Consider the following 25,727-nt stretch of genomic DNA (forward strand, 5'->3'; position numbering starts at 1 on the left):
CGATATCGATGTGAAAGAAGCCGATGGGATAGCGTTTGAACCTTTGACACTTCGGCTTGTCGCCATCCACCGCCAGCAAGCGGCAATGCCGAGCCGCTGTAGACGCCGACGCAGCACCGACCGTCAGGTGCGGGATCATCGACTACAGCGCAGAGAGGCAGTCATCCAGCAGCAGAAGCGCATGCCGCCGCAATGTGCGGCGACGACCGTCGCCTCCTCAGACTCGCTCAGGACTGACGACTTTGGCCCTTCGGCCTTACCTTGAGTTCCTCAACCGAAGGCCCGCTTCCGCCATTTGGCGACCGTCTTGATGTTGACGCCATGCGGCCCGCTCTGCGCCGCGATCGTTGTATCGCAGCTCGGACCGCGTGGGTACTCGTGGAGCAACCTGACGAACCTGCCCCATGGCGCTTCCCTCCACCCCGGCGAAAGGATCGCACCATCAACCCGTGTCACCTACAACTGCAAGGCGGCGCGCCACATTGCGTCAATCTGCATATCGGTCAAATTGAGCGCGGCGCCAACGGTCGCGATCAGTGGATGCATTCGGTTGAAGGTGGTCGCATACTCCCATTCGATTTGAGCCTTCTCCTTTTCTGGGCCGGCAGCCATTGCCTCGATGGTCGCAGAAACCTGCGCAGGGGGAATCCCAGCAGCGAGAAGGCCCAACCGAAACTGGCGCGCAGTGAGGCCCTGCATGCGAGCGCGAAGCTCTTCTGGCGTCGGCTCCGGAGGCGGATGATGCACCCAAGCGCCGCTTTCCCATTCATGCTCTGCCGACGGCTTGATTGCGTTGGTGGCGATCGTGCCCACGGGATATCCGTTGAGGATATTTTCCGACGGATAGGTGTTTGTCTGCCAGTAGCCGCGATCGGGGTGAAACCACCCATATTCCATCGCTGGCATGGCTTGCTCATTCTCAACCATCTTAGTTCCTCATTTCTGACCAGAAAGACACTACCGGAGCCCCGGTCCCGGTGAGGCGGTAGTAGCTTCCATGTGGAACGACATACGAACCTTGCGGGTAGTGGTTTTGGACGGGGGCACCGGATGTGCTGTCATAGACAGACTGCCCGACATTGACCCAATTGCTGCCGTCGGTCGAAACTTGGAAGTTCATTGGGTTGCCGGAGCCATTGTAGCAGGCGATGGAGACGACGATGCCTTTGCCAGTAGTGTTCTGGTACGTGGTGTTGTAGGCGCGCGAACCCGTAACGTTCTGCCACCATTGATCTCGGCCCATCAGGATGTTGCCGAGGTAGTTCCCATACATCGGCAAATACATGTTGCCGTCGGATTGCACGAAGAAGCCGCCGCCCCAATAGAGCCGATCGGGGACAGAGCCGTTGACGCCAAGGTTATTGGGGCCGTTGCCAAAGCGCACCCAGCCGTTGTTCCAGTTGGATACCCCGCGAACGGAAAAGCCGTCTGGGATGTTGCTGTCCCCAAGCCAAGCGTCATCGCCAAATTTAATGTTGGTGCCGACTCCATTTGAGGAAGTGTCGATGTACGGCGCAAAGAGACCGCTGATGAAGACGACTTCACCGAGGGCCGTGAAGCGAATATAATTTACGGCATCGCTGAACGCGCTGTTGGTGGCGCGCTGGAGATACGCGGTATTGTCGCTCGCGTAGTACCAACGGAAAAACGTGTTGCTATCTACGTAGTTGCGATCCTCTACGCCCGAGTACCCAAGCTTAGACCCCCGCACGGAAACATTGCCCGTCCAATCCGCCCAACCACTATCCCGGAAAGCCTGGGCGTGCAACATGGCGCCCGACGAGTTGTAAGTTACCGTCACCATGCCGGGGTCTCCCCCGGCGTCACTGTAGACCAAGCCCCGCGTAGTCCCGGCTGAATTCTGGAACCAAACATGACGGTTGCCAGTGGCTTTCGTCACCAACTCCCCGCCATTGGAGATAATCTGTCCCGAAGCTGAAACACCCCCCTGAAAAAGCGTGCTTAGGGCGGAGACCGTGAGTGTACCGGTTCCGGTCCCCGCAACACCGCCGGATGCGATAAGCCGCACATCATAGTCTTGGGTGACGGCGGACGAATGGAAATCGATAAATGGGGTGTTGGACACGCCGTTAGGACCAATCTCAATCCCGTTGCTCACCCCCGTGACGGATATGGTGCTTTGGAACGTCTTTCCGGCCATCGTCGTCGGCAACCGCGCGTCCGCAACGGTACCGGCCGTCAGGTTCGACGCATTGTTCGCGCCTAGCGTCGCGCGCGCCGTTGCCGCGTCCCCATCGTCCAGCACGGTTTTCATGAAATCCGAGACGCCGAGGGTGGTCAGCGCTGCGGATGCGTCCGCGTCATCGAGCAGCGTTCGAGCAAATGGCGTCAGTGCGGTTGTGGCGTACACGTCCAACGCGGTCGTGTAGATAATCTGGTCAGCGACGGTCACCAGACCGGCGATCGACTGCAAGCCTGCATCATACGCCTGCACGTTGGTTCCGATCTCGACGCCGAGCGCTGTTCGAGCACCACTTGCCGACGTCGCTCCGGTACCGCCGGTCGTGACCGGGCGAGCCGCATTGGCATCCGCCGCCAAGTCATCGATCAGCGTGTTGTAAGGCACGCTCTGGATTGTCGTGTTCGGCACCCCTTTGGTGCCGGCGGGGGGCGAGTAGACGCCGCCTGTTCTGGGCATGGCTTTTCTCCATAGAAACACCCCGTGACAGGGGCTTCCAAGTCGTTCGAGTTATTGGTGAGATGGTTGCGCTGCAGCCCCGGTGCATCTGCTTGGGCGCACGAAGGTCCCTGCCAGACCTTGGCCAGCTATGTTGTTTCGCAGTTGGATCGAGATTTGACTGCCCGTGTCGTAGATCGGATTGAAAGCCGGTGGCCGCCGTTGCGCTCGCCGCCTGAATCTGGGCCGCCTCGCAAGACGTCCGCAAACACGGCGGCCTGCCACAACGGCATCCCCGTCAAATGCCTCCGTTGTCGGGTCAGACGCGTCGAAGTGGCAGGCGATGTCGCGCGATTTCGTCGGCGGTCAGCCGCTGGGACCCGTGGCGTATCAAGCACCGCAAGCCGCCTACCGCTTCTTCCTCCCGGCGGAAAACAGCCGGCCATAGTCGACGCGGCGCATGCCGTCCGGGTCGCGGCTGACGGCGTCGGGGCGGGTCTTTTCCACCTCCTGCGCCATCACGCCGATGTGCTTGGCGCCACGCTGCGGCTCGTCCTTGTAACGGTATTCGTAGAGCGAATGCCCGTCGAGTTTGCCGACTTTCTTGATGTCCTTCTTGAGCCGACGATCCGATTGGGTTCCCTTGCCAAAGTTGAACATACCGAGCACATTTCCCAGCAAACCACTGGCCGCCTGTTGGCGCGTCCTATAAGCGTCCAATTGTCCTTGATAGTTGCTCTGCACCAGCCCGGCATAATTCACCGGCTCGATCCGCTGCCCCTGCGTCGGCACGAAGTTGGGGTTGCTCACCTGGGCGCCAGAAAGCAGGCTGGAGATCTCGTTGATCGGCTGGTTGCGCTGGGCATACATTTCGTTGAGATATTGCGCCCTTGCCGCGTTCTGCGCGGCTATCTGCGCCTGCTGGGCGTTATAGGTTTGGTCCTTCAGCGCGTTGTTGGCAGCCGCTGCCGACTGGCCGTTCTGGTGCATCTGCTGCTGCGCCTCGTTGCTGAAGCCGGCGGCCGCCAGCGCCTGGTTGAAGTTCTGCTGCTGGGCGGCGTTCATCGCCTGCTGCTGCGCCTGGTTCTGGGCAAAGAGCTGCTGCTGCGCAGCATTCGCCTGCTGCATGGTGTTGGCGTTCTGGGTGTATTGCTGGTTCTGCGCCTGATTGGCGAATTGGCTGCTCGTCAGCGTCTGGTTATAGGCCTGCTGCTGGGCATTGTTCTGGAAACCAGCCGCATCGCGCGCCAGCCCCACGAGCCGCGATTGTTCCTGCCCGGCATTGAGAATGGCGCCGAAACGGGCATCGTTTGCCTGCCGGCTCGCCTGGTCGATCGCCCGGTTGTAGGCTTCCGAGCCCGGCTGCAGGCCCTGGTTGGCAAGCTGCGTTTCCAGTGCCACCCGATCCCGCTCGAGCTGCGGGTTCATCCGCGCCATCAGCGCGTCCTCGTAGCGCTTGGTGTCGAAGTTCGTCTCGTAGGAGCGGGTAATGTCGCCGGCATTACCGAGAGACGTCTGAATGGTACCGGCATTGTCGACACTCTTCTGAATGTCGCCGGCCCCGGCAATCGTGTTCTGGATGGTGCCGGTGTTGCCGAGGTTCGTCTGCAGGCTCGGACCGCCGCCATATTGCGCGTAGTTCGGCAGGCTGATCGAGGACGGATTGCCGGCTGCCGGCGCCCCGGAAAGGTCGATCGGCTTGCCGAGCAGGTCGTTCAGCCTGCCCGACTGGTTGTTGGCAAGCGTCGCCAGGTTCTTTTCCGCGGCGTCCGTCTGGTCCTTGATCGCCTGTTGCGCCGGCGAGAGCGTCTGCGTCGCCGTCACGGTCGGCAGATCGTAGACAGCGCCGCTCATCGGGTCACGCCATTTGTTCGTGCCGGTCTGCGTATAGGTCAGGCTGCCATCGGGCGTTACCTGGTTGACGTTGCCGATATAGCCGTTCGCTACCGAAGTGGCTATGTTCGTCGAGGTTTGCGCCGCCGCGGTTTCGCGCGGATCCGGCGGCTTCGGTGCTTTGGACTTGCCCATGTTACCTGCCTTTGCCCATGTTGATTACCTTTGATTGACGGGATGTGCCCGCCAGTCGTTGTCAGTGAGTGTGAAGATGATTTCCGCCTCATCCCGCCCGCGCAGGCGCGGGATGCAGTAGCTGTCAAAGCCGAAGCGCCTGGCGATGGCGATCATGCCAGTGTTGCGCTCGGAGACGCGCAGCACCACCATCTGGCAGCCGATCTCGTCCAGCGGATAGCCGAACATGGCTTTCAGCACCTGCCGCGTCAGCCAGCGCTTGCTTGTCGAGGCGGAGGAAAGCTCGATGACGCCGGCCTCCGGCACATAATTGTGAAAGACCACACCGGCGATCAGCTTGTCCCCCTCGGTCACGCCCATGGTAGTGAAGTCGGCAAAGCCGCGTTCGCAGCCGTCGATGTGGCCGGCGACGAAGTCGGCGATCGCCTGGTTTGTCGCCGGGTTGCCGGCGCCGCCCCAGATAATATTCATGTGCTCGCCTCGCCGGCTGCCACCTGCAACGTCGCGAGGTCCACCTCGAGGTCGAGCTTTGCAGGCCCGCCCGAGGTGATGACACAGCCAACGGCGAGCATGTCGCCTGCCGCGCGCACGTTCTGGCGAAAACTGTAGCGCTGCTGCTGCGACAGCCCGTCCCAGACGCCGACGTCCCAAAGCCCCACGTCCCACTCCGATGACGCGGCATCGCCTGCGGTCACAGTGGTGAAGGTCGGTATTGCGTTGTCGAAATCGGCGCGGGCAAAGAGGCGAACCTTCGGCTCGGACTTCGCCCGGAAATACATGTGTGCCATCGTCGCCGCCGTGCGCTGACCGAACTGGCCGGCCGATGCAAACTGCGAAAGATAGGCGGCGGTAAAGGTCAGCCCGTCATCCGTGCCTGTCGTGTCGCCCTGCCAGCACAGACCGTTGAGCGAGCCGAAAAACAGGCCGCCCTGCAGGGTCTCGTAGCAGCTCGCCTTCCAGTTGCTGATGGTCGACCAGCGGCCGTTCAGCACGTTGAGCACGAAGGTCGTGTCGATGACCACGGCATTGGCCGGAAAGGCGATGAACACCAGGTTCTGCTCCGGCCATTGCTTCATCACCCAGCCGGCACCCGTGGCGTTTGCCGCTCGGCGCCAGTCGTCCTCGATCGGCCGCGACACCGATACCTGGCTCAGCGCCTGCCGGTCGCGCTGAAACACCTGCGAGATCGGCGTCAACCCGTCGCTGGTGGCGATCAGGATGTCGCCGCCGGCACGGATCCAGGCATTTTTGCCGAGTGGCCGGCCGATCTGGTAGACGCCCTTCAATGCAAAACTATTGGCGTCACCAGGGTCGGAGCCGGCATAAACGGCCACCTCTCCTTCGGTCGAGACGAACACGCAGAGATCGGAAAGACCGTCGCCGCTTTCGACCGACCAGGAAAAACCGGTCAGGAGTGAGCCGCCCTTCTTCATCACCCCGCCAAGCGGAAACACCGCAGCCGCCCCGCCAATGGCGTTGACAGGCAGGTAGTAGGCATCAAGCGTCGCATTCTTCAGGAAGAACTGACGGTTCTTGAAGAGCCAGCCGTAGTTCAGCTGGGCGGCAGTTGTTGCATCGGAAAAGGTGATCGCCGGTGTCGTCGCCCATGTGCTGCCGTTGTAGACGCGGCGCTGGTCGGCGCCGTTGAGGCAGATGAGGAAGGAGTTGCCGGCGTTGGTGTGCTGGAACGTGCACCAGTCGCCGCTGGTCAGTCCGGCCGTTGCCGCCGACGTCGTCGCCGGCGGTGCGGCCGGCGACGTCATGTCGTAGATCGCCGTATCGGTCGCCATGAACAGCTTTTCGATCGCGCCGTATTTGTATTTGAAGGCACTGCGGATCGTGCCGCCATCGAGAGCCTTTCCACGCTTCTGCGATCCGCCGCGAATGCGGCATCCCACCAGCGTCGGCAGGAAGTTGCGTAGCACAGTGGCCGAGCCCGACTGTTGCGAGGCCATGTCCGCCGTTGTCACCAGACCGTTCTTCGGCGCCGGAAAGGTGATCGGCTGCGACGTCTGCTGACGCCCGATGGCGACCGCCCCGCGGTTGCTCTGCCCGATCCGGCCGGGCCGCACATCCATTCTCATGATGCCCCCCGGTCGGCGTTGATTTCCTGGATCAGCTCGGCCTCGAATTCGGCCAGGCTGTCGTCATAGGGCAGCCCCTTCTGGCGCTTCCACCGCCAGAGGATGCCCTTGGTCAGAAGCCGCTCGGCAAACAGCGGCCGGTCGTCGTCGGCCTTCAGCGTGTCGCGCTCCTCGAAGGGATCGCCAAGCACCCAGTTCCTGGCGACGTAGTCGATGACGGCGCCCACCCCGGCAGAAGCCGGAGACAGGTGGATCTGGTTGTCCCTGATGAAGAAGTAGGGTTGCGCCGGAGCGGCCGCGGCAATCACTGCCCACTGCGAACTGTTGGTGATCGGTCGGAAAAAGCTGCCCGTGGCGGTGCGGATCGCGCCGCCCGGCGTCAGGCGCTGATAGTCCGCCGGCAGGCTCAGCGGCAGAGCCAGCACCACGTGCTGCTTCAGCATGCGCTGCCAGTCGCCGCGCCGCGAGATCTCCTCGCCCGCCTCCTGCGCCAGTGCCACCATCGTCTGGGCGTTCGGGTCGTTCGATCCGTAGACGCCGTCGAAACGGTCGAGCGAAACGATGTCGCAGACCTCGTTGATTGCGGAAATCAGGGTCATGGCGTGGCTCCTCCGACAGTCATCTGCGCATCACCCCAGCGCGCGCGCTCGTCGCCGATCTTGAGGCCCGAAAGCGCCATCAGTTTCAGTTCCTGCGCCGCCCCGGCCTTGCCGGCATCGCGCTCCCAGACGGCGATTTCCTCGACCAGTGCGTAGAGGTAGACATCGGCCGCCTTCTCCAGGAGCCAGTTCGTTGGATTGGCGGGGGAAAGCGGCGGGACCTTGCGGTAATAGGTCATCGTCAGCCCATGGTTGCCGCCGGGCAGAACCTTGATCCGGTTTCCGACAATGGCATATCCGACCGGCGGCCCCGCCCCTCCTTGCGCATTGGCAGCAAGCTGCTGTAGCGCGACGGCCCGGATCGGCAGGCCGCTTGCCGAAAGCACCTGCCGCGTCTCCAGGAAATCGGCCGGCAGCGGCGCATCGCCGTCGATGACGGCAATCGGCGCCTTGTGCTCCATGTCGCCGACGCGCAGCGCGCGGTTGAGCTTCAGTTCGGCCAGACCGAGGAAGCGGGGAAAGAGATGGGCGACGTCGTTGCGGCCGCTGTATTCGCCCGCATCGACCATCAGGGAGGCGTAGTCGGAAATTGTCATAGCTGCCCATCCTTCGTGCGCCAGGCACGGTTGTCGCCATCGTTGAGGAAGCGTTTGACGAACCGGTCGTCACCCTGCGAATGCGCCTCGACGAGGCCGGAGGAATGCGCGACGTTGAGGGGAATGGAGGCAACGCGGTGCCAGTCGCCGCGCCAGACCTTTTCCGCGCTGTTGCGCACATCGAGGTTTTCGCTGATCAGATTGTCCACGGGATAGTCGACGCGATAGACGTCCTTCTCCCCGTCGAACTGGTGCCAGACGCACCGGCCGCTCGCCATGTCGTGGTCGTAGAGCGTCCACGCCCCGTCACGGATCAGCATGATCACTCCCCCGGCAGCGGATCGGCGCGCTCGGCCTTGCCGGCCGCGATCAGCGCCTTGGCCTCGTCGAGACCGACGGATACGATCGCGCCCGCAGCCGTGCGTTCGCCTTCCTGGAACCAGACGTCATAGACGAGACGGACAGGCAGGGATTTCTTTGTTTCGGACATCAAAATTCTCCATGAAAAAAGGCGGCTCCGAAGAACCGCCTTGCCAAGATTTGTTCGTTTGAAAGTGGCACACAGCCGCGCATCAGCACGACGGCGCTGCAACACCACCCAGCGATACTACGGATTCAGTGCCATCTCGGCACTACGCAGACCGGCGCCAACGGGCGGTCAATGCCACCCTTATTGGCAGCATTCCGGGTGATATCGGCGGTGTTCGACAGTGCCTCGAGGCTTCGTGAAGGACGGTGCCGCCGATTATCGATCGGAGAAGCCGGAACCCGAAAAGGCCGGTGGTCGGTTACCTCGGCTTCCCGTTTCGATCTCATTGCTTGAACAAGCTTTCGGGCTCGGGGAAGACCGTCATGTCGCCCATCATGTCAGCGCTTGCACCACAAAGCACATTTATGAGCATCGGGAAATGCGACGGTTCGACCTTGAAGACACGGTAGGCGGATTCCTTCGCCGCCTCACCGACAGCATTCGCCCGAGGGCGCGTTTCCATCACCCATTCCCCCCAGCCGGTGCGTTGCGCCTTACTCAGGGTCTCGGCGCGCGTCGAGAGCCAATGGGCAGCGAGCCGCGCGTCGTCCTTCGCACGGAACCCCCACCAGAAAGCAACCGGCTTGCCGTCCTTCTTGTGCAGCATCTGGGTATACCCTGTCAGATCCAGCCCGTAAGCTCTGACTGGCTCGGCAAAGGTCACCGGCGACCGGGAAAAGCCCACTCCAGAAGCCTTCTTCCCTCAAAGGGGCTTTCGACCGCCAGTTGTCGGAGTTTGCCTGCCTCCATCCTTCACAGGTAGCTAAAAGCAATAAAGGGATGAAATCATTGCGAAATGCAATCGCGTCAACCGCGGTTTCGGCAACCTAGAAACAGAGCCACGGCGCGTATCCGCTTCCTACTTACAGTGGCAACAACAGATATCTAACAAATAACACTGCGGACAATGCCCCAACGAATCTGACAACTGCCGGTGGCACACCCCCCATTCTTGGTGCGATCTTTAGAATTTCCCCAAGCAGTGAAATAAACAAGTGCACAAATGCGGCAAATATCAGCGCTTCCTTAAGATGGTGCATATCTGGGCCCTTTGAGGGAGAGACGGTCTGCTCGACCCTTGCATAGGGGAGACCCGCATCGCTTTCAACGCAGGCCGCTCAGATCGCCGTTGAAACCGCCTCGCCCCACGGCCCTGCCGGTTTCCTTCAGGGGGCCCGGCCCATAGCCTCCGAGATAGTGCCCGCCAACAGCACCCGCAACCGACGCCGCGCCGCTACCAAGGAGGCCCCCAATCGCGGAACCAAGCACAGAACCAAAATCACTCCAGCCGATATCGTTGGATCCGTCCCGAGTGGATTTCATGGCAGCGTTCATGCGGCCACCTTCGGCGACACGATCTCTGCCTCGAGCTTTCGAGGCAATATTGTCGGCGGCCCGATCTGTCGCCACCAACTGTCGAAAGCTCTCGGTTGGAAGCAAGGGATGGCGCGTGCTGAAGCTGCCGATGCCGGGAGCCCCGTGGGAGGGCATTGCCCCAACGCCGAAATCGTCACTCAGGAGTTCGCTTACCGGCGGATAGCGGAAGCGCGCTTCCGCGCTGTGCGGCGCCTCGACTTGAGCAATACGTTTATTGCTCAGGGCCGGACTTTCGTCGAAATAGTTGATCGCCTCGCGAACGGATTGAATTCTGGCGGGCAAGCCCACCCAGTTGAGCGTCTTGTCATTTTGGGCCACATCTCAACTCTCGTTATCAGGGTTTGTCGTGCGTACGCCGTCGCCAATCCCGGTTCGGGTGGATCATCACCGTGCCGAACGGGCCCTCGTAATAGTCGGCCGTCGCCACGATGGTGTTGCGCTCACCCCCTTGCGAGACGGAGTAGCGGAACGGCGCCACGTTCGCGTCGGACATGAAGGTGACGAACACCGATTTCACATAGGGCGAAACCGAGACGTGGCGGAAGTTGGCGCCGTTCTGGTAGCCCGTCTGCATCACCTGTTCGAGGATCGCCTTGGTGAGGGGCGCTGATTGTACAGAACATTTCAAGAACAAGTGCGAGATCAGGCAGAATGAAACGTCTCCAGTCCCTTACGCTCTCGGCTGGCGGCGCCGCAAATGCCCTTGCGATCTGGAGTTCGGGAAAGGTCAGAGGGTCGTGTCACGGACGCGCCCGGGTATCGGCGTCCTTGAGGGGCGGTGATCGTAAGGCGTGTCCGTTTCGTAGTTTGACAGCTTCATCGCGTCGCCGGCCGCATTCTGTCGCCTGTCCAGATGCGCCAGGCTTTTGTTTGGAGACAGAAACGTGTCGGACACGCGTTTCGTTGCAGATTGAAGCTCGTCGGTGGCGTAGAGTTCATGAACTCATCCCAGCATCGGTAGCAGTGCTTGGACCTTTGCTCCCAGCGTGCTCAATCCAGCCAACCAAAAATCCACGCTTGCCATCGGCTCCCGCTGGCCCAAGTCTCGGAAAACAAATCCACGACGTCCGGTAAGGACCAGATGTTGCCGAGATCTTTTCGTCCCGAATGACATTCCAGATTGGCGCCGGTTTCCCCGGCCAGTCTCGGCTTTGAAATCGCGAAGAGTTTCCCCGGCTGATCCGGATACCCCTTTGTCGCTTGCAGCATGTCAACGGTTCCCCGGAAGGGCTTCTCGCCGGGAAAGTACTTCCGAAGGGCGAGCGCAGTCCCTACGGGCGTTTCATCAACCTGAAACCCCCAGGAAAAGGCGGAAGGCCGAAGGCCGTAATTCAGCACCGTGTCCTGTCTATAGCTGGTGAGGCGAAGGCCAAGCACTTCCACCGGCGGATCAAATTCGACAATGTCTGTACGCAGATGTTCGTAAAAGACCGTCCTGACTTCCTGAGAACTGAACGCCGATCGCTCGCTTTTCAGAACCTCGAAAAAGTCGGTGTCGCAGGCAAACAACGCCTCGACCACCCGTTCCGCCCCAGCGGCGGCGGGTGACGCGAAACCAAAAAACCAGAGGGTGGCCAGGGCCGATACTGTCACTCTAAACAAGAAGCCTCCCCGACTCACGCCGAACGCCTTTGACTACCGATATGTTATGTTTGCCGTCCGCGCTCGTGCACCCCAACGAATGCGACCGATGCGTTTACAAGCCATTATTTACCCGCTCAACCTGTAGAACATTTCCGGAACAAACGCAAGACACCGGCCGCCTATCGGAGCTTGGCAGCGCATGCCTGCCCACGCTCGCGCTAAAAAGCTCCCGCTCCCAAGTCGTCACTCAAAAATCCGGAGCGCGTCTCGCAGCGAGAAACTGCGTCGGTTTCGAGCACCATCGGGATCCCAACGGTTGTCCGCCTCGGGCGCCGCCGCCGGAGCATACTTTCGCTCAAGCGCCTCAAACGTGAAGTCATCGGAATCATATTCGGGATAGGACACATTCAACTCAGCCGACTGCCCGGTCTTCCGGTAGAAGTCGGCGAAACGGTCCATCCCGTTCGTAAGATCGATGCAACCGGCCGACCCTGGGTCCGTGCCGCCATGGATCGAAAAGCCACTCCGGTGCGCAGCCTTAGGATGTGTCGTTGATGTTGCGTTTAGAAACGCCCTGGAATTGCCCCAGGCATTCTCCAACCCCTTCCACGTCCCCCTGTTAATTCGGCCCTTGAAACGCTCCCAGCTCCCCGCCGGCGGCGGATACTGAAGCTGATCAACGTCATAGACCCCCTCGGGTATCGGCCCCCTATCAATAATCTCCTGCCATTGGGGTTCTTGAAGACCCTTTTCGCCACTCACCCCATCCCAACCACCGGCATACCGACCATTCTCGGTAGCATTCAGTCGCTTCCCATCGAAGTGAAGCTTGATTCTTTTCCCGTTGTTTCCCTGGTTCATCGCATCGTTCCTTTGTTAGACTCCTGACAGATCGGCGATCCGCATCGGATGCCTGGGCCGACCATCATCATCCCCGTGGCGCGCACGAGGACGATGATCTGAATCTGCTCGCTAGAAGATCAGTTCGCGGCACTCAACCCGAAGAGGTCGGCCGCAACGCCCATGCTCTTCTCGTTGTGCACCTTCAGCGTGCCCTCGCCGATGATCACGCCCTTGTCGGCGTCGCCGGTCTTGGCCACATCCTTGTCCTCCTGGATCTTGCGCAGCCAGAGGAAGGACAGCATGTCGGTGTCGAGGAAGAAGGCGTTGCGCGCGAGCTTGGCCGTGCCTGCCTGCACCCGGTTCGGGTGGATCATCACCGTGCCGAACGGGCCTTCGTAGTAGTCGGCCGTCGCGACGATGGTGTTGCGCTCGCCCCCTTGCGAAACGGCGTAGCGGAACGGCGCGACGTTGGCGTCGAACATGAAGGTGACGAACACCGATTTCACATAGGGCGAGGGCGAGACAGAGACATGGCGAAAGTTGGCGCCGTTCTGGTAGCCGGCCTGCATCACCTGGTCGAGGATCGCCTTGGTGAACGGGCGCTGCGTGCCGTCGGTCGGCGCCACCGTCAGCCCGGTCGTCGGAAGGATACCGCCTGGCTTTTACTTTCCCTGTTCGTTCCGAAAGAGGTCGGCCGGCTCTGGCGGCTTCTTGCCGGAACCAAGGGGTGTCGTGCAACCGATGAAGCCGTCAGCGAAGCCCAGCGCCTCAGAAGGCGTATAGACGGTCGCGTCGGCTTCTAGGTTCAGCGCCCACCCGTCCTTCTCGACATAATTGCTTCCGGTGCGGTTCTCCGCAACACGAATAAGTTCGTATTCATTTCCCGGCGTTTGGAAACCCCAGATCAGTTTCGGCTCGCCGGCGACATTGACACGTTGCTGAATGTACCCAGTCAAGAGAAGGCTTGAAACATATACCGGCTTCTCAAACGCTACTCGCAGTGTCGCACGTGCAGCGTCTTCAGGCTTTCGATATGGTCCCATGGCCGCCTTGAACGTCACCTTGCCAAAGGCGTCCGTCTCCTCACCAAGCGCCGCAAAGAAATCCCGTCGGCATTGCAAGAGCGCGTTCATCAGCCTGTTGCCGCCGATCAGCGGCGGCGGCCCGAGCTGGGCCAATCCGAAAGTCTCTTCCGCCCACGGCAAGCGGAAGCCTCTCGTTTCGCTTTCGTCGGGCTCACAGGTTACGGCTGTCTGCTGGTCGGGATCAAAGTAGGAATCGAACTCCAGGTCCTTCGACACTGGGCCGGCAGCGGCATCCTTTGAGCTTAGCCACCAGGAACCAGTTTCAAATCTCACACGGTATCGCTCCGCAATGGCGCGCGCGGCCTCACCGGGCGTTGCGATCACCTGAAAAGCCCAGGCAAAGCGCGTCGGTTTGCCCTCCTGAATCGACTTTCGCTGAAAGAAGCGCACGACGGAAAAATCACCGACTTTAATGGGACGCTCGAACGTCACGGCTTCGCTGTAGGTACTCTCGGCCCCGGGAACATGAGGCATATTTTCTGGGCTTTCAAAGGCTTCGACCCGGAACCGCGGAAAGGTCTTTCTTTCGTCCCAAAGCACATTGAAGAACGAAGGCCTGCAGGCGACGAAAGCATCGAGAATTTTGTCGGCTTTAACGCCCGGCACTTTCGCCGATGGAAACAGGTCCTCCGGTGAAGGCAAACGCTTCCTGCCCGTCTCCCCGTTGGTTGCCAGATCCGACATCCGATCCTTGGAAGCGTCGCACATCACCAGTGCTTGCGTGGGGTTATTCGCCTGGCGAATGACGATTTTCCTGTAGCTGTCCTCCGGCGCGACCGATGCGTCGCCGTGTTGCGCCTCCGGCTCGGTGTCGAGCTTCAGTTCGAGCATATGGCCATCTTTGGCGACGAACCTGGCTCCGGGTAGCAGTTCCTCGATCACCTTGGCAACCTCAGGTACATTCCGCTCCACCTCGAAGCCCCAGGCGAAGTGCGGAACGGCAATGCCGACGGCTTCGAACTGGACATACCGGCTAAGCGGCAGTCCAGAGGCGTCGACAGGCGCTGCGAACGCGATGTAGTGCCCGGTTACTCCGTCCGACGCGTAGTCATAAGGGGCGATCGTTATTGCGCGAAAGTCTGCCTCATCGCTCGTGAGGAGGGAAAAGATGTCGGCATTGCACGCCAGGAACGCGCCGAACACCCGTCCCGCATCGATACGCTCAGCCGTCGCTGCAGGCGTCGCAAGTGCGAGCAGACAAAGGACCGCGCAAAAACGCTTGAGGCTCATGGACACCATTGGGAACCCGCATAGTTTGTAGAACATTACTGCTTCGCCGTCAGAAACAGTGTGGCAGGGTCGGATTCTGCTCCATCGGCCGGCACGGTACAGGTGAGGAGCCCATCAGCGATCTTGAAAGAGGGCGACGGCGCATAGCCCGTATCCTCGGTCGTCAGATCAAGCCCCCAGCGGTCACCTTCGAGCGGCTGAGCGCCAGTGCGTAACCGCAGCACCTCGGCAAGCTGATCCCGTCCATCTCTCGTCTGGAAGCCCCAGGTCAATTGCCGCTTGCCGTCCACGGAGTCCGTCCGCTGTGTATAGCCCGTGATTGCGATACCCCAGATCTCTATCGGCACCGGGAAAATGACCAAGGCGGCAGCGCGCGAAGGCTTTTTGGATTTTGACTGGCTCGATGACAGCACAGTCCGCCGCTCAAAGACTTCCGTTTCCCCGAATGACGCCCTCTCCTTCTTGAGTCTGACGAAAAAGTCTGGCTCGCAGAATAGAAGCGCCTTCATCAGGCCGTCGGTGTCCTTGAGGGGTGGCAACCCGATCTCAGGCGCCCCAAAAACCTGTACGGCCTCAGGCATTCGGAAGTCGCCGATATCCCCTGACTCGAGTTCGCAGGTGATTGTCGTCGTCCCGCCATCATAGCCCGCGATTTTCAGCAGGGTGGATATCCCGCCTTGTTCCTCCGGCGCTGCCTCCGGAGCCACGCCCCAGGCTCCCATGACCCAGGGCCTGACCAGTTCCACGCCGTAGCGCTCCTCCATCAACCGCCTGACATCCGTCAGTGTGGCAGCCACCTGGAATGCCCAGCTATAGCTCTCCGGCTTGCCGGCAACGATGTGTCGTCGCTGCAAGAAGCGCAGAAGGGAGAAACCATCAGCGTTGACCGGCTGGCCGAACGTCACTGCTGACCAGTATTCGCTTTGTGCGCCCGGTCCGTGCAGAGCGTTTTTGGGGTCATCGAATACTTGGATCTGGACGGGGCCGAATGCCTGACGCCCAGCCTTCAGCAGCGCAAAAAAATCAGGCTTGCATGCACGCAAAGCGTCAAACACACGTTTTGCACTGGCAGATGACGCTTGCGAAGAGGATGCGGGGATTGCTGAACTCAAGACAAACAAAGCCGCTAGGGCCGACACCCACAATCTGAACAAGGCTTCTCCTCGGTCGGCGTGCCGAACGCTATTTATGAGTGGAAAATTGAGAACGAATGCGGGGGCCGACACTCAGTGCGCAGGCGAATGCGACCGATACGCTTATTCCTTCATTCGCTCGCAAAACGAGTAGAACATTGAGAGAACAAACACAAGGGATTTTTTAGCGGAAATCGTGTCACTCGCAAGGCACAACCGCACTCGCCACAACGACAGCGTCTGTCGTGACGAAGCTCGGCCCCGGCAGCGAACTCATTCGAACCAATTGCCTGCGGCATCCTTCAGGGATCTGCGGCGTCCAAACAAACGATCCCAAAATCCCGGGGCATCCGAAGGAGGCGTCGATGAAGCGGGGTCCATGCCACCGTCCTGGGATAGTTTCGTGCCGGGGTCGCCCCCCGCAGGCCGCAGCAAGTGTTGACGCAGCTCTTCAACTTTTCCGGCAAGCGCCATTTGAAGCGGTCCATCTTGTTCGGTAGGGGGAATCGTGACGGATAGCCTGTCTTCAAAGGGCCGCCCCTGCGGTATCGGCATCCGGCCCTCACGCGCGCGCAGGTTCATCTGATAGGTGTCTAGAAATTGCTCCGGCGTCATGCGCTGCTCTTTGCCACCAGGTAAGCTTGTCCAGGTCATCGCCAGATTGCCGCCAGCAGCCTTGATTGTACTGGGGTCTGCGGACATCAGCGCTTCATCCAAGTCTCCTCCCTTCGTTACTCGCCGGTAGGCGTCCTGCGCGATTTTCCAGGCTGCGCGATCCTGATTGTGCGGCGAGAAGTCCTCCAGTCGCATCTTTTTCGCATAGGGGTCCCACGTCGGGGCCTGGATCTGATATCTGCCGGCGGCGGAACTCATTTTGCCTTTGTTCTCTCCCTTGTCGATCCGGCTTGGATTGCGAGGATGATCGGAGAAATCGACAATGCGCGCCTTTCCCTTCGGGCCGTACATGTTGTCGTACTCGCCACCTTCCGCGGTGGCTATCGTATCGAAAAGAGCGCGCTGGTACCGCTCAAATGGATCTCGCTTGCTTTTCAAGAGCATCGCCTGGCGAAAACCGGGCATATCACCTGACTCGTTTCCCACTTACTTGTCCCTTTCGAAAGAAAGTTGCCTGCGCAGCCCTTCGTGCGCGGAAGTTTACCAACACAGCCAAAGGACGGCCGCTCCTGGCGCTGCCTCAATGGCAAAGGCGGACCTACGCCCGCCCCACCACTTCTCGCTTGCCTGCTAGTCAGCTCGCAGCACTCAGCCCAAACAGGTCCGCCGCAACGCCGAGGCCCTTTTCGTTGTGCACCTTCAGCGTGCCCTCTCCGATGATCACGCCCTTGTCGGCGTCGCCGGTCTTGGCCACGTCCTTGTCTTCCTGGATCTTGCGCAGCCACAGGAAGGACAGCATGTCGGTGTCGAGGAAGAAGGCGTTGCGCGCGAGCTTGGCGGTGCCCGCCTGTACCCGGTTCGGGTGGATCATCACCGTGCCGAACGGACCTTCGTAGTAGTCGGCCGTCGCCACGATGGTGTTGCGCTCACCCCCTTGCGAAACGGAGTAACGGAACGGCGCCACATTGGCGTCGGACATGAAGGTGACGAACACCGATTTCACGTAAGGAGAAACCGAGACGTGGCGGAAATTTGCACCGTTCTGGTAGCCGGCCTGCATCACCTGGTCGAGGATCGCCTTGGTGAACGGGCGCTGCGTGCCGTCGGTCGGCGCCACCGTCAGCCCCGTCGTCGGGTAATAGCCGCCATTGGCGCCGGTCGCCCCGCGCGAGACGTTGGTGGTGATCCAGGTCGGCAGCGAACCGAATTCGCGCGTCGCACCGGAGACGGAAGCATTGGTGTCGACGATGGCGTATTCGATGTCCTTGCGGATCTCCACGCCCTTCTTCAGCTTCTGGTACTTGCGCTTCTGCACGTTGCCGGCCTCGGAGACGACTTCCTGCGTCGCCGAGATGATCCAGTCCTTGCGCATGATCTGGGTGTAGTTACCGAGCCTGGTCGGCGCGATGATCGTGCCGAAGGTGTATTCCTCGCCTTCCTGGCGGATGTTTTCGCCGGGCGAGGCCAGTTCGTCGGTTTCCCATTCCGGGTGGTGCGTCTTGCACGTGCCCTTTTCGATCAGCGAGTAGATCGGCGTATCCTCGGGCGTGATGCGGGAAACGACGTCGGACAGGTCCTCGCGGTTGCCGACGGCCTGCGAGGTGGTGAAGGTGTTTGCTACAACAGCCATGATAGTGGTCCTTGAATGTTGGGATGCATCGCACGCGCCGGCCTGAGGCGAGCGCGGGCGATGCGGATCGGTTTTGTCGGGTGGCATGTCGCCGCCACGTGAGCGGCCCAGGGAACGTGCGCGCAACCGCGCCTCGCCGGAAAGCACGTAAAGACAAGGCGCTAGAGCCGTTTCCGGACTCTGTTTGTGCGCTTTGCGCGAACATCGATCAGTCGAAGTCGACCGCCATCGCGTCGCGGATCGAGCCGGTTTTCGACAGTCGCTTCATCGCCTCCAGGCTTTCGCGCGGGGAGCGTTCCGCCTTTGCCGACGGCCTTGGGCGCGCCACCGGCGACGGCGCCCTTTTCAGCTTGGCCATTGCCCGCGTCTTTGCCTGTTCGGCCGCAAGGCCGAGCCGGGCGTAATGGGCGAGCTTGAACATGCGGTGGTCGGCGACCTCGCGCACCTCCTCTTCGGAGAAGCCGAGGGTCCGCGCCACGTCGAAAGCGCCGGCGAAGAAGGCCAGACGCCCCTCCTCGTGCGCGGTCTGCGGAAAGGCTTCGATCAGCTTGGCGTTTTCGGCCTCGAGCTCATCGTCGCTGGCCACTGATGCCAGCGCGTCGACGACGTTTGCCGGCCCTTCTGCAATCGCGAGGATCTCGTCGATCCGCTCGAGCCCCGCCTGATGCAGTCCCCATTGGCGGCGATAGCCGTCGGGGTCGAGCGCCGCCATATGTTCCGGCGGCTCCGGCGGTATCTGGCTTGCCAATAGGTTGGCGAAAGCGTTGGCAGATTGGGCGACGCGGTTGGCCATACCTTCCAGCGCCCGCCCGCGGTTGGCGATGTCCTGCGTCTTGTGGCGGTAGTCGCGGTCCCGCAGGTATCCGAGCTTCAGCTCCGAGAACGGCACGTCCTCGCCGCCCTTGAGCCGCACCAGGAAATCCTCGGCTTCGTTGGCCGCCTCGTCCTCGTCAGGCTCGGTCGGCTCGTCGTCAAGGTCTGCGGGTTCACAGGATGTCAGGCCATCGTCGATGGCCGCATCCGTCTCGCAGTCATAGTCCGCCTCGTAGAGTTCCGGGTTGGCCCAGTCATCGACATGCGGCTCCCGGAAGTTCAGGTTTTCGGGGTCGTCCAGATCGGTCGAGCGGTCAACGGTTTTGCTCCCGCCGTAAGGCAGGTTGGCACTATCGTTCATCATGGTGTGACCTTTTTGAAAGGTGGTTCAATGCATTGGGTCATTCCGGCGAAAGCCTGGAACGACCATAGAAAGCGCTTGCCCTTAAGCGGGTGCGCCCTTGCCGTCAGCCTTGGCTTGCTCCGTCAGGAACTTGAGCTTGGCTCGGAAATTTCGGATGGCACGGGTCTCGGCGGCATAGGCCGCCCGGCCCGCGTCGTCGGTCAGGCCGGCATGGATGCAGCCGTTGATGGCCGCCCCCTCCAGCTCGTTCATCAGTTCGTCGAAATAGGGCACGTCGAGTATGGCGCGCGCAGCGGCCGCCCGTTCGTCCGGTTTCATGCTGTTGACCTCCGCTGGAGAGCGGCGAATTCGACCGAAATTTTCATCGAAGGCCGCCTTGATTCTGCTTTTGTTCCGCACTACCCATGTGTGAACTTGAGTGATTTGCCATCCTAGGTAGCCACCCCATCTGCGACCGAAATGATACCTGAGCGGCCGTTTCTGCATCAGAGGCCTCGGTCCGCGTTGCCCGTCCCTGCGCAAGGCCCGAACAGAGCGGATGGCCGGCGCCAGTCATCGATACGCGCTCGTCTATCGAATGAGGAACACATGAGAAGATTATCGAGCTTGATATTGTCCGCCCTGCTTCTCGCTGCCGCGGCTTCGCCAGTCACCGCGATCGGCCAATCGGGAGAGCCGCGCTACCTCGTCAAGGTCTTCCTGCTCAAGACGGACAAAACCTTCGATCACGCGACTGGCTGGTGCGGCCAGGACAGCGTCTGCACCCTAATGGTCGGCGATTATTTGGTCGGCTTACGCTTCTTCCTGAGCGGCGAAAGCTACCGCCTGCGTGTCAAGCCGTCCTCGGATGGCGACGATCCCTGCTGCGTCTTTAAGGATGGAAGCGACGAGGCCTCCGTCGCAAACGGTCGTCCGCACGACGAAAGGCTCTATTACAGGACAGCCTCTGGCCGCCGGGAGCTCGGCACACTCTACATCGCACTCGAAAACCTCGAATAGCCGCGCGGCGGCTCACTCCTTCCATTTGTCGAGCGCTGTCCTCAGTGAAATGGGCTGCTCCCGCGTAGGATTGTTCCAGGGCATATCTTGCCAGTTCTTTGGCAACTGCGGGTGGTTCCTAAAGGGATCCTCGTAGAAGCTCTGGTACTCCTTCAAGCTCAGCTGTTCTTGCAACGATTGAATGGACGAGACGATGTCCTTCAAAGTTGCCGTCCCGTCGTCGTTCGAGACCTTGGACTGCAGTAAGTCGAGCTCGGTCTTTACGTCTTCAACGTTTTTCTGCATTCCGCTCAGGCCCCGACGTCGTCCGGCGCTGTTGGCGTCGTCACCGCGAGGATCCTTCGACAGTGCGCCCAGAGGCTTCCGCAACCCCTCCGCCGTGTAGGCTTTCGGCCCCTCGAAAGCGCTACGCAAAAGGTCTTCCGCATAGGCTCTCGCATCGTCGGGACTTAGATAGCCCGCCCCAGGGCTAGGCAGATTGCGCCGCTCCACGGCACCGGAACCGGGCTTCGCTCGACGCGGCGAGATGAAATCATCCATGGCTTTTCCTTTCAAGATTGATGGTCAGTGGCTCTGCGCGCAGGGCTTCGTTGCGCCCCGGTGCAAAGCGTCGGCACACACGGCACCCGTCTGGCTACAGCACGAGGCAGATAACGCCGCTCATGCGATCAAGCGCACGACAGGACAAGGTTAGATTGATTCTTGCTTTGTTCTCGATTATCTATTGGGAAACGCATTATGAGCGATACCCCCAGGCGACGGTAGCAGCGAAAGCCCGTACGCATTCTGCGACTGGGCAAAACAGGGTTGGAAACATGAAGAAAATTGCCCTTGCCTTTGATGTTGTCGTCGGGACGATTTTCAACCTCATCGACCTTCTCATCTTCGAGTTTCTCCTGCATCGGACTGCCCGCGTCATCGTACCGCTGGTCAGCTTCGGCAAGATTGAAGTCGAGGATATTCATGCAGTCCCTACCGGCTTCAACTGGCTGGGTCTAAAGCGCCGGGATGACGGCCGATATGTCCTGAACTCTACCATGAGCATGTTGGCGGCCGCGATCTTCTGGCTTCTTTGCCTGGTCGTCTATTTCGCCTTTACCCGCGATTTCTGAAACCATACGGCGTGCACGGCATTCGGCCTCATTCACGCCACTTGCGCTGCGCTTCTCGCAGGGTTGCTCGTCCGGGAAAAAGCCCGCCCCAAAAACAGCCGCCCTTGGATGGTTGGTCGTCAGCAGGCGCCACTGGCAGCCGGGACGTTCGGGACACAGGCGCCATTTTCGGACCATTCTTGGGAACGTTTGGATCGCCCTTATATGCATCCTCCCAGAATCCCGGGTTCTGGCCATAGATTTCATACGCGTCGTGCCATTCGTTGCCAAAGTCCTGCGCAATCCTGTCCGCGTAGGCTTCGGGTCCATTGAGCGTGTCGTTAAACATCGACTTGCCCAATTTCCTGCCGACCCACTTCAGTCCCTGATCGATCAACAAGGGATTCATGTAACTCTCCGTGATAGGCGCGAAGCCCGGGCCGGGCCGCGCAGAGACGCAGGCCGTGCGGCAGTTCTTGGCGCCATTGTCTAGATGTTGTTGGGATTTGTCAGATGAGCGCGAGTGGCTTCCGCCACGTGCTCTCGTGGAATTTCACGCCGGCATAGCCGAGATGTGGCGGGCTCATCAGCGGCCAGGCTCTGCTGGCGTTTGAGGTTAAGTTCGGCGTCGATCTGGTAGCGCTTCAGCGCCCCGTTCTGCTGAATCTCGGCAAGCTTCAGCTCGCGCTCCATCTCCAGCTTGCGTCGTGCGGTCTCGCTTTCCACGCGGGTCTTTTCAGCCGCAAGCTGCGCTTCCACCTGCAGACGCTGCATCGCCACATCCGGCGGCTGTTGCTGCGTCGCCTGCATCCGCTTCTGGATGTCCTCCGGCGTCGGCTTGGTGAAGTAGAGGTCGGGCGCTTTCAGCCCCGCCGCCTCCACCGTCTTGGCAATGCCGTCGTAGAGAGTTTAAGCGACCACCTGATAAAACCGACGCATGAGGCGGTTTTCCAAGAAAATATAGGTGAGAACGAAGACTAGGTAGTTGGGGCTGATCCAGCTATGCCGGGAAAACACGAACAAGCCCTGCACAAACGTCTTGTTGTCAAAGGCGCCATCCACCAATGCCCAGTCGAGCGAGCGCGCAACGACCGTCAAAAGCATGAAGGCAGTGAGCAGGAAAACGCGATTGCGGAGCGAGACAGTGGGAAGCGGTACGAATGCCACGAGAAAGTAGGTCGTGGCATAGGGCGCCATGTACCACTGGAAGAAGCGCCCATAAAGCAGTTTCGCAACGAGCAGCATTGCCGCATAGCAAATGAAAACACGGACGGTATTCCACAGCGCGTATTGCATTTAGCTCTCGGATCTGCAGTTGAGTAAGTGTGCGTTGGATGTCGGGGCAACACTACTCTAGAGACTGCGGCCTTTTTGTGCCACCTTGAGTTTAGGACAATTTTACGGTTTCGCCAGCATGCGGCGCAAGCTTTCCAAGCCGGTGGCCTCATCGACGTGCCTGTTCAGACCGCGCAGCTGCCGATCCAAAGCGACCGGCCAATCGGTCTCCTCTACGTCACGAAAAGGACCAATGCCGCTGATTGCCTTGCTCACCAACGTCGTGCAATCTGCCCATCCGCCGCCACCATTCTCGTCTGTGCGCCGGATGATCTCAGTCTCCTCCTCCGGCGTCGTTGCAAATTTGCGCACGGTTACATTGGGGCCATCACGAAGCTGATACGGCAGGTAATCCTCAGGCGATACTTCCGCTCCGTAGAGAGCCCGCCCGCTGCCCATTTCTTTATTCATGTACGACCCCGACGGATCATAAAGGAACCGCCCTTCCGCATCGCCATCGTCGGGAATGACAAAAAGCCCGCTGTGCATGTTGTTGCCGAGCAGAGCTTGTGTCGGCCAGCCCGTCGGATTGGTATTGGACATGATGTACGTGTCCGCCACTTCCACACCGCCGTCACGTCCGCGCTCCTTGCCCCAGTTCGGCAATCGGCTGTTGGCAGCCTCGCCGAAATCGCGCAGTTTCAGCGCGGTCGTCGACCTTGGGCCGGTCTCATACATGTCGTCGTCCGGCCTGACCCCGAAGGCGTCATAGCCCGGCTTGAGGCCTCGTCTGCTGTTTCTGATCATCCCGGCAGTCCTCCGATATGCGCTGTGCTGAGCGCCGTGCCGCCGGCCATTTCGGCCAGGTTCTGTTGACGTTTGAGGTTGAGTTCGGCGTCGATCTGGTAGCGTTTCAGCGCTCCGTTCTGCTGGATCTCAGCAAGCCTCAGCTCGCGCTCCATCTCCAGCTTGCGCCGAGCGGTCTCGCTTTCCATCCGGGTCTTTTCAGCCGCAAGCTGCGCTTCCATCTGCAGCCGCTGCATTGCCGCATCCGGCTGCGGCTCACCCGCCTGCATCCGCTTCTGGATGTCCTCCGGCGTCGGCTTGGTGAAGTAGAGGTCGGGCGATTTCAGCCCCGCCGCCTCCACCGTCTTGGCAATGCAGGTGAGCGCACGTCCCGCTGACTGCCGCAGTAGCGCTAGGGCTAGATCGTGCCCTCGCGCGCAGGCGCTGCAATCTGTGCCTTGGCAAGTTTTCTGACTGGAAGGTCGAGGGCGATATAGGTCAGCAGAAACACGAAGGTCTGGGGTCCAAGAAGGCCAAACAAGACCACAATTGCGATTCTTTCCAAAAGAAGATTGACACTGTCCGTGCCGTCGACAACGACGAAGTACCCGAATGGCACGATCATCAAAACGACAGCCGCCAAGGTGATATACAGAAGCCGCTTCCACAAACGCACGGCCGGAAGCGGCACGAAGGCGAATAGGTAGAGCGACGAAAACAGCAGGGCCATGGTGAGGTCCAAGCGACCGAAAAACCAGGCAACGGTTGTCAGCATGGCGCTATAGCTCAGCAGAACCCGGATCGTATTGAGAACCATGTAGCGCATGACATACCTGAAGTGTGAAGTGTCGATCTTGCCGGCCTAAACTCCGGCCTAAACTCTAGCAGGCCGATCGTCACTGCTTAGAAGACATGATCGCCCGCCCACGCGGCGGATTGACCATTCGATCAGCCGCGTGAATCGTCATTTGCCGACCATGGGGAGTTGTTGACCTTCCAAGAAGGCCACGAACCGCATCGTCACTTTGGCGCTGAGCATAATCGTTGTCAAAGGGAACAATGCTTCCAGAATCCGGACGCAAAAATCCTGACGGTGACTGAAGGGGCGACCTGAGGCTCGGATCATACATCGGCAAGCAGACGATCGGCTGCTGATTGTTCTGCCAGTAGAGATTGTCCAGCGACTTGGGCCAATCTATCCGCGCTCTGTTCTCACTTAATTGTCGGATAGCGCCAATACGGCTCTATTCTTCGCCACCCCCGTTGTGCTTCCCACCGACGAATATCGGAGCTATCCGGCTGGCTGGCGCCATCCCCATCGTCAAGCTCGCGCCGTTCGCATTCTGCGCTCCAGCTTTCGGTGAGCAACTTTGCGAACCATTGGCATTGTGCGAGCCAGTTCCGCGCCGCCTCCGGATCGCTCGCGCCAAGGTCCGTGGCACGCAGTTCCGCCCGCGCCAACTCCGCCCTTGTACGGCAGAGCCAATACTGGCCAATCGTTGACTCGTCGAGCTTCATGCCGACACGTAGCCATTTGTCCAACCTGGGAATTCGCCACTCCCCGGTAGCGTGGCTTCGCGCAGCCATCTTGTCACGAAGTCGCAGGTCCGCGTCGCGCCATTGCTTCTGGCGCTCAAATGCGTCGCGCCACGATGCGAAATGCTCACACTCGGCGTGCCAACGTTTATCACCCTCAGGGTCGATCTCCTGAAGTGCAGCGCATCGGCGCATGAAGGACAGGATCTCCTCGCCTTTCTCCGGTCGCCAAGCCCACGTTGGCCAGGGATTGCGAGGGCCGTCGTCATCGATCACTACAGAATCCCTGCGCGGCGTGTGGCCCACGGCTGAACTCTCATCATTCGCCGACAACGCCGGCTTAGCCTGCTTCATTGTACACGCCTCCAACCACCGAAATCGATGAGGAAAATACTCCTAACTTATTATAGAATGTCAAGCGCCATCAGATCAACGCCCCACATCAAAAAGCCTGCCAAAAGTTCTGGCAGCGGGCGCAGACTTTTCATCATCCGGTTTCGCAAATTGCTGATACCCCACGCCGACAGGCGCAGCGTAGGGAAGGATCTTGCCATTGAACTGGATAACATTCCGAAGGCGGGAATTGTCATTCACGTAAGACCGAATGCGCGCGGCCGTCTCCGGCGCCATCGTCTTCATCGTGTTCGGATTGGCCATGCGGGCGCCATGTCTTTCCCGCAGCCTTCCGCCGGCTCAGTTCTCAATCGGCCAGCCCGGACAAATACTCCCTTGCGCGCACCAGTTTGGCGCGCATTGCCTCAGCATTGTAAAGAAATTCACCGCCTTCCGGACGGTACATGGCAAGCATGGCCACCAGGTCCCGGACATAGTCGTTATCCGGGTAGGCATCATCCAGCGCGACCTCGATCTCGTTCGCCAGGAGAATGCTGGG

General features: G+C 60.3%; 31 protein-coding genes and 2 pseudogenes. 2 read left to right on the forward strand and 31 right to left on the reverse strand.

The genetic code is table 11. The annotated features are described in order from the left end of the window. Positions 1–456: 456 nt before the first annotated feature. The 21 genes and pseudogenes from BC363_RS35920 to BC363_RS11870 form a co-directional block, all read right to left on the reverse strand. On the reverse strand, positions 457–927 hold the full coding sequence (locus BC363_RS35920; RefSeq protein ID WP_244519859.1) for a hypothetical protein: 471 nt from the start codon (positions 925–927) through the stop codon (positions 457–459). 1 nt (position 928) lies between these two features. Then, positions 929–2,659: a hypothetical protein gene (locus BC363_RS35925; RefSeq protein ID WP_244519860.1), complete on the reverse strand. Its 1,731-nt coding sequence runs from the start codon at positions 2,657–2,659 to the stop codon at positions 929–931. Between the two features lie 387 nt (positions 2,660–3,046). Beyond that, on the reverse strand, positions 3,047–4,666 hold the full coding sequence (locus tag BC363_RS11785; RefSeq protein ID WP_065783437.1) for a tail fiber domain-containing protein: 1,620 nt from the start codon (positions 4,664–4,666) through the stop codon (positions 3,047–3,049). 24 nt (positions 4,667–4,690) lie between these two features. Then, positions 4,691–5,137 carry a GNAT family protein gene (locus tag BC363_RS11790; protein ID WP_065783438.1) on the reverse strand — a complete coding sequence of 149 codons (447 nt, stop codon included), beginning with the start codon at positions 5,135–5,137 and terminating at the stop codon, positions 4,691–4,693. Beyond that, positions 5,134–6,750: a hypothetical protein gene (locus BC363_RS11795; protein ID WP_065783439.1), complete on the reverse strand. Its 1,617-nt coding sequence runs from the start codon at positions 6,748–6,750 to the stop codon at positions 5,134–5,136. The genes BC363_RS11790 and BC363_RS11795 overlap by 4 nt, the downstream gene beginning before the upstream one ends. Next, positions 6,747–7,349, reverse strand: coding sequence for a hypothetical protein (locus BC363_RS11800; protein ID WP_065783440.1), 603 nt, complete (start codon positions 7,347–7,349; stop codon positions 6,747–6,749). Before BC363_RS11800 ends, BC363_RS11795 begins: the two co-directional genes overlap by 4 nt. Further along, positions 7,346–7,945 (reverse strand): hypothetical protein, encoded by a 600-nt coding sequence (locus BC363_RS11805; protein WP_065783441.1) that lies wholly within the window; start codon positions 7,943–7,945, stop codon positions 7,346–7,348. Before BC363_RS11805 ends, BC363_RS11800 begins: the two co-directional genes overlap by 4 nt. Beyond that, positions 7,942–8,265, reverse strand: a complete 324-nt coding sequence (locus BC363_RS11810) for a hypothetical protein (protein WP_065783442.1) — start codon at positions 8,263–8,265, stop codon at positions 7,942–7,944. Before BC363_RS11810 ends, BC363_RS11805 begins: the two co-directional genes overlap by 4 nt. Before the next feature lie 2 nt (positions 8,266–8,267). Further along, on the reverse strand, positions 8,268–8,435 hold the full coding sequence (locus tag BC363_RS35410) for a hypothetical protein (protein WP_202618563.1): 168 nt from the start codon (positions 8,433–8,435) through the stop codon (positions 8,268–8,270). Between the two features lie 322 nt (positions 8,436–8,757). Then, positions 8,758–9,159 (reverse strand): hypothetical protein, encoded by a 402-nt coding sequence (locus tag BC363_RS11815; protein ID WP_065783443.1) that lies wholly within the window; start codon positions 9,157–9,159, stop codon positions 8,758–8,760. Between the two features lie 419 nt (positions 9,160–9,578). Next, a complete protein-coding gene (locus BC363_RS11820) occupies positions 9,579–10,169 on the reverse strand; it encodes a hypothetical protein (protein ID WP_065783444.1) in 591 nt (196 codons plus the stop codon). A gap of 16 nt (positions 10,170–10,185) precedes the next feature. Then, positions 10,186–10,449: pseudogene (locus tag BC363_RS11825) on the reverse strand (DUF5309 family protein); the annotation flags it as partial. 392 nt (positions 10,450–10,841) lie between these two features. Further along, the gene (locus BC363_RS11830) at positions 10,842–11,453 is read right to left on the reverse strand and encodes a hypothetical protein (protein WP_065783446.1); all 612 of its coding nucleotides are present in this window, start codon (positions 11,451–11,453) and stop codon (positions 10,842–10,844) included. A 225-nt stretch (positions 11,454–11,678) separates the two neighbouring features. Next, positions 11,679–12,296 carry a L,D-transpeptidase family protein gene (locus tag BC363_RS11835; protein WP_065783447.1) on the reverse strand — a complete coding sequence of 206 codons (618 nt, stop codon included), beginning with the start codon at positions 12,294–12,296 and terminating at the stop codon, positions 11,679–11,681. A 119-nt stretch (positions 12,297–12,415) separates the two neighbouring features. Next, positions 12,416–12,916, reverse strand: a pseudogene (locus tag BC363_RS11840) (DUF5309 family protein); the annotation flags it as partial. A 24-nt stretch (positions 12,917–12,940) separates the two neighbouring features. Beyond that, positions 12,941–14,629, reverse strand: coding sequence for a hypothetical protein (locus BC363_RS11845; protein WP_141690281.1), 1,689 nt, complete (start codon positions 14,627–14,629; stop codon positions 12,941–12,943). Then, a complete protein-coding gene (locus tag BC363_RS11850) occupies positions 14,629–15,747 on the reverse strand; it encodes a hypothetical protein (RefSeq protein ID WP_141690282.1) in 1,119 nt (372 codons plus the stop codon). Before BC363_RS11850 ends, BC363_RS11845 begins: the two co-directional genes overlap by 1 nt. 252 nt (positions 15,748–15,999) lie before the next feature. Further along, the gene (locus BC363_RS11855; RefSeq protein ID WP_141690283.1) at positions 16,000–16,827 is read right to left on the reverse strand and encodes a hypothetical protein; all 828 of its coding nucleotides are present in this window, start codon (positions 16,825–16,827) and stop codon (positions 16,000–16,002) included. 148 nt (positions 16,828–16,975) lie between these two features. Next, positions 16,976–17,971, reverse strand: coding sequence for a DUF5309 domain-containing protein (locus BC363_RS11860; protein ID WP_065783451.1), 996 nt, complete (start codon positions 17,969–17,971; stop codon positions 16,976–16,978). A gap of 208 nt (positions 17,972–18,179) precedes the next feature. Further along, positions 18,180–19,145 (reverse strand): hypothetical protein, encoded by a 966-nt coding sequence (locus BC363_RS11865; protein ID WP_244519861.1) that lies wholly within the window; start codon positions 19,143–19,145, stop codon positions 18,180–18,182. An 84-nt stretch (positions 19,146–19,229) separates the two neighbouring features. After that, on the reverse strand, positions 19,230–19,466 hold the full coding sequence (locus BC363_RS11870) for a hypothetical protein (protein WP_065783476.1): 237 nt from the start codon (positions 19,464–19,466) through the stop codon (positions 19,230–19,232). Between the two features lie 270 nt (positions 19,467–19,736). Between BC363_RS11870 and BC363_RS11875 the strand changes: the two genes are divergently transcribed. Next, complete coding sequence (locus tag BC363_RS11875; RefSeq protein ID WP_065783453.1) at positions 19,737–20,147, forward strand: hypothetical protein; 411 nt, start codon at positions 19,737–19,739, stop codon at positions 20,145–20,147. 12 nt (positions 20,148–20,159) lie between these two features. Here the strand turns inward: BC363_RS11875 and BC363_RS11880 are convergent, their stop codons facing one another. After that, positions 20,160–20,687 carry a hypothetical protein gene (locus BC363_RS11880; protein ID WP_065783454.1) on the reverse strand — a complete coding sequence of 176 codons (528 nt, stop codon included), beginning with the start codon at positions 20,685–20,687 and terminating at the stop codon, positions 20,160–20,162. Between the two features lie 155 nt (positions 20,688–20,842). Here BC363_RS11880 and BC363_RS11885 point away from each other — a divergent pair, with 155 nt between their 5' ends. After that, positions 20,843–21,259 (forward strand): hypothetical protein, encoded by a 417-nt coding sequence (locus tag BC363_RS11885; protein WP_141690284.1) that lies wholly within the window; start codon positions 20,843–20,845, stop codon positions 21,257–21,259. A gap of 28 nt (positions 21,260–21,287) precedes the next feature. Here the strand turns inward: BC363_RS11885 and BC363_RS11890 are convergent, their stop codons facing one another. The 9 genes from BC363_RS11890 to BC363_RS35095 form a co-directional block, all read right to left on the reverse strand. Beyond that, the gene (locus BC363_RS11890; protein WP_065783456.1) at positions 21,288–21,647 is read right to left on the reverse strand and encodes a hypothetical protein; all 360 of its coding nucleotides are present in this window, start codon (positions 21,645–21,647) and stop codon (positions 21,288–21,290) included. An 80-nt stretch (positions 21,648–21,727) separates the two neighbouring features. Then, positions 21,728–22,120 (reverse strand): hypothetical protein, encoded by a 393-nt coding sequence (locus BC363_RS11895; RefSeq protein ID WP_065783457.1) that lies wholly within the window; start codon positions 22,118–22,120, stop codon positions 21,728–21,730. 27 nt (positions 22,121–22,147) lie between these two features. After that, a complete protein-coding gene (locus BC363_RS11900) occupies positions 22,148–22,534 on the reverse strand; it encodes a hypothetical protein (protein WP_065783458.1) in 387 nt (128 codons plus the stop codon). Positions 22,535–22,636: 102 nt separating this feature from the next. Next, positions 22,637–23,320, reverse strand: coding sequence for a hypothetical protein (locus BC363_RS11905; protein ID WP_244519862.1), 684 nt, complete (start codon positions 23,318–23,320; stop codon positions 22,637–22,639). Further along, complete coding sequence (locus BC363_RS11910) at positions 23,317–23,661, reverse strand: hypothetical protein (RefSeq protein WP_065783459.1); 345 nt, start codon at positions 23,659–23,661, stop codon at positions 23,317–23,319. The genes BC363_RS11905 and BC363_RS11910 overlap by 4 nt, the downstream gene beginning before the upstream one ends. 56 nt (positions 23,662–23,717) lie before the next feature. Further along, on the reverse strand, positions 23,718–24,029 hold the full coding sequence (locus tag BC363_RS35415; protein WP_139109859.1) for a hypothetical protein: 312 nt from the start codon (positions 24,027–24,029) through the stop codon (positions 23,718–23,720). A gap of 482 nt (positions 24,030–24,511) precedes the next feature. After that, positions 24,512–25,189: a hypothetical protein gene (locus BC363_RS11920; protein WP_065783461.1), complete on the reverse strand. Its 678-nt coding sequence runs from the start codon at positions 25,187–25,189 to the stop codon at positions 24,512–24,514. Positions 25,190–25,264: 75 nt separating this feature from the next. After that, entirely contained in the window at positions 25,265–25,492 is a 228-nt protein-coding gene (locus BC363_RS11925; RefSeq protein WP_065783462.1) for a hypothetical protein, read from the reverse strand. Between the two features lie 43 nt (positions 25,493–25,535). After that, positions 25,536–25,727: hypothetical protein (locus tag BC363_RS35095; RefSeq protein WP_202618564.1), on the reverse strand; the 192-nt coding region annotated here is incomplete at its 5' end.

It is taken from the genome of Ensifer sp. LC384, assembly GCF_001695865.1.
Taxonomy (GTDB): Bacteria; Pseudomonadota; Alphaproteobacteria; order Rhizobiales; family Rhizobiaceae; genus Ensifer.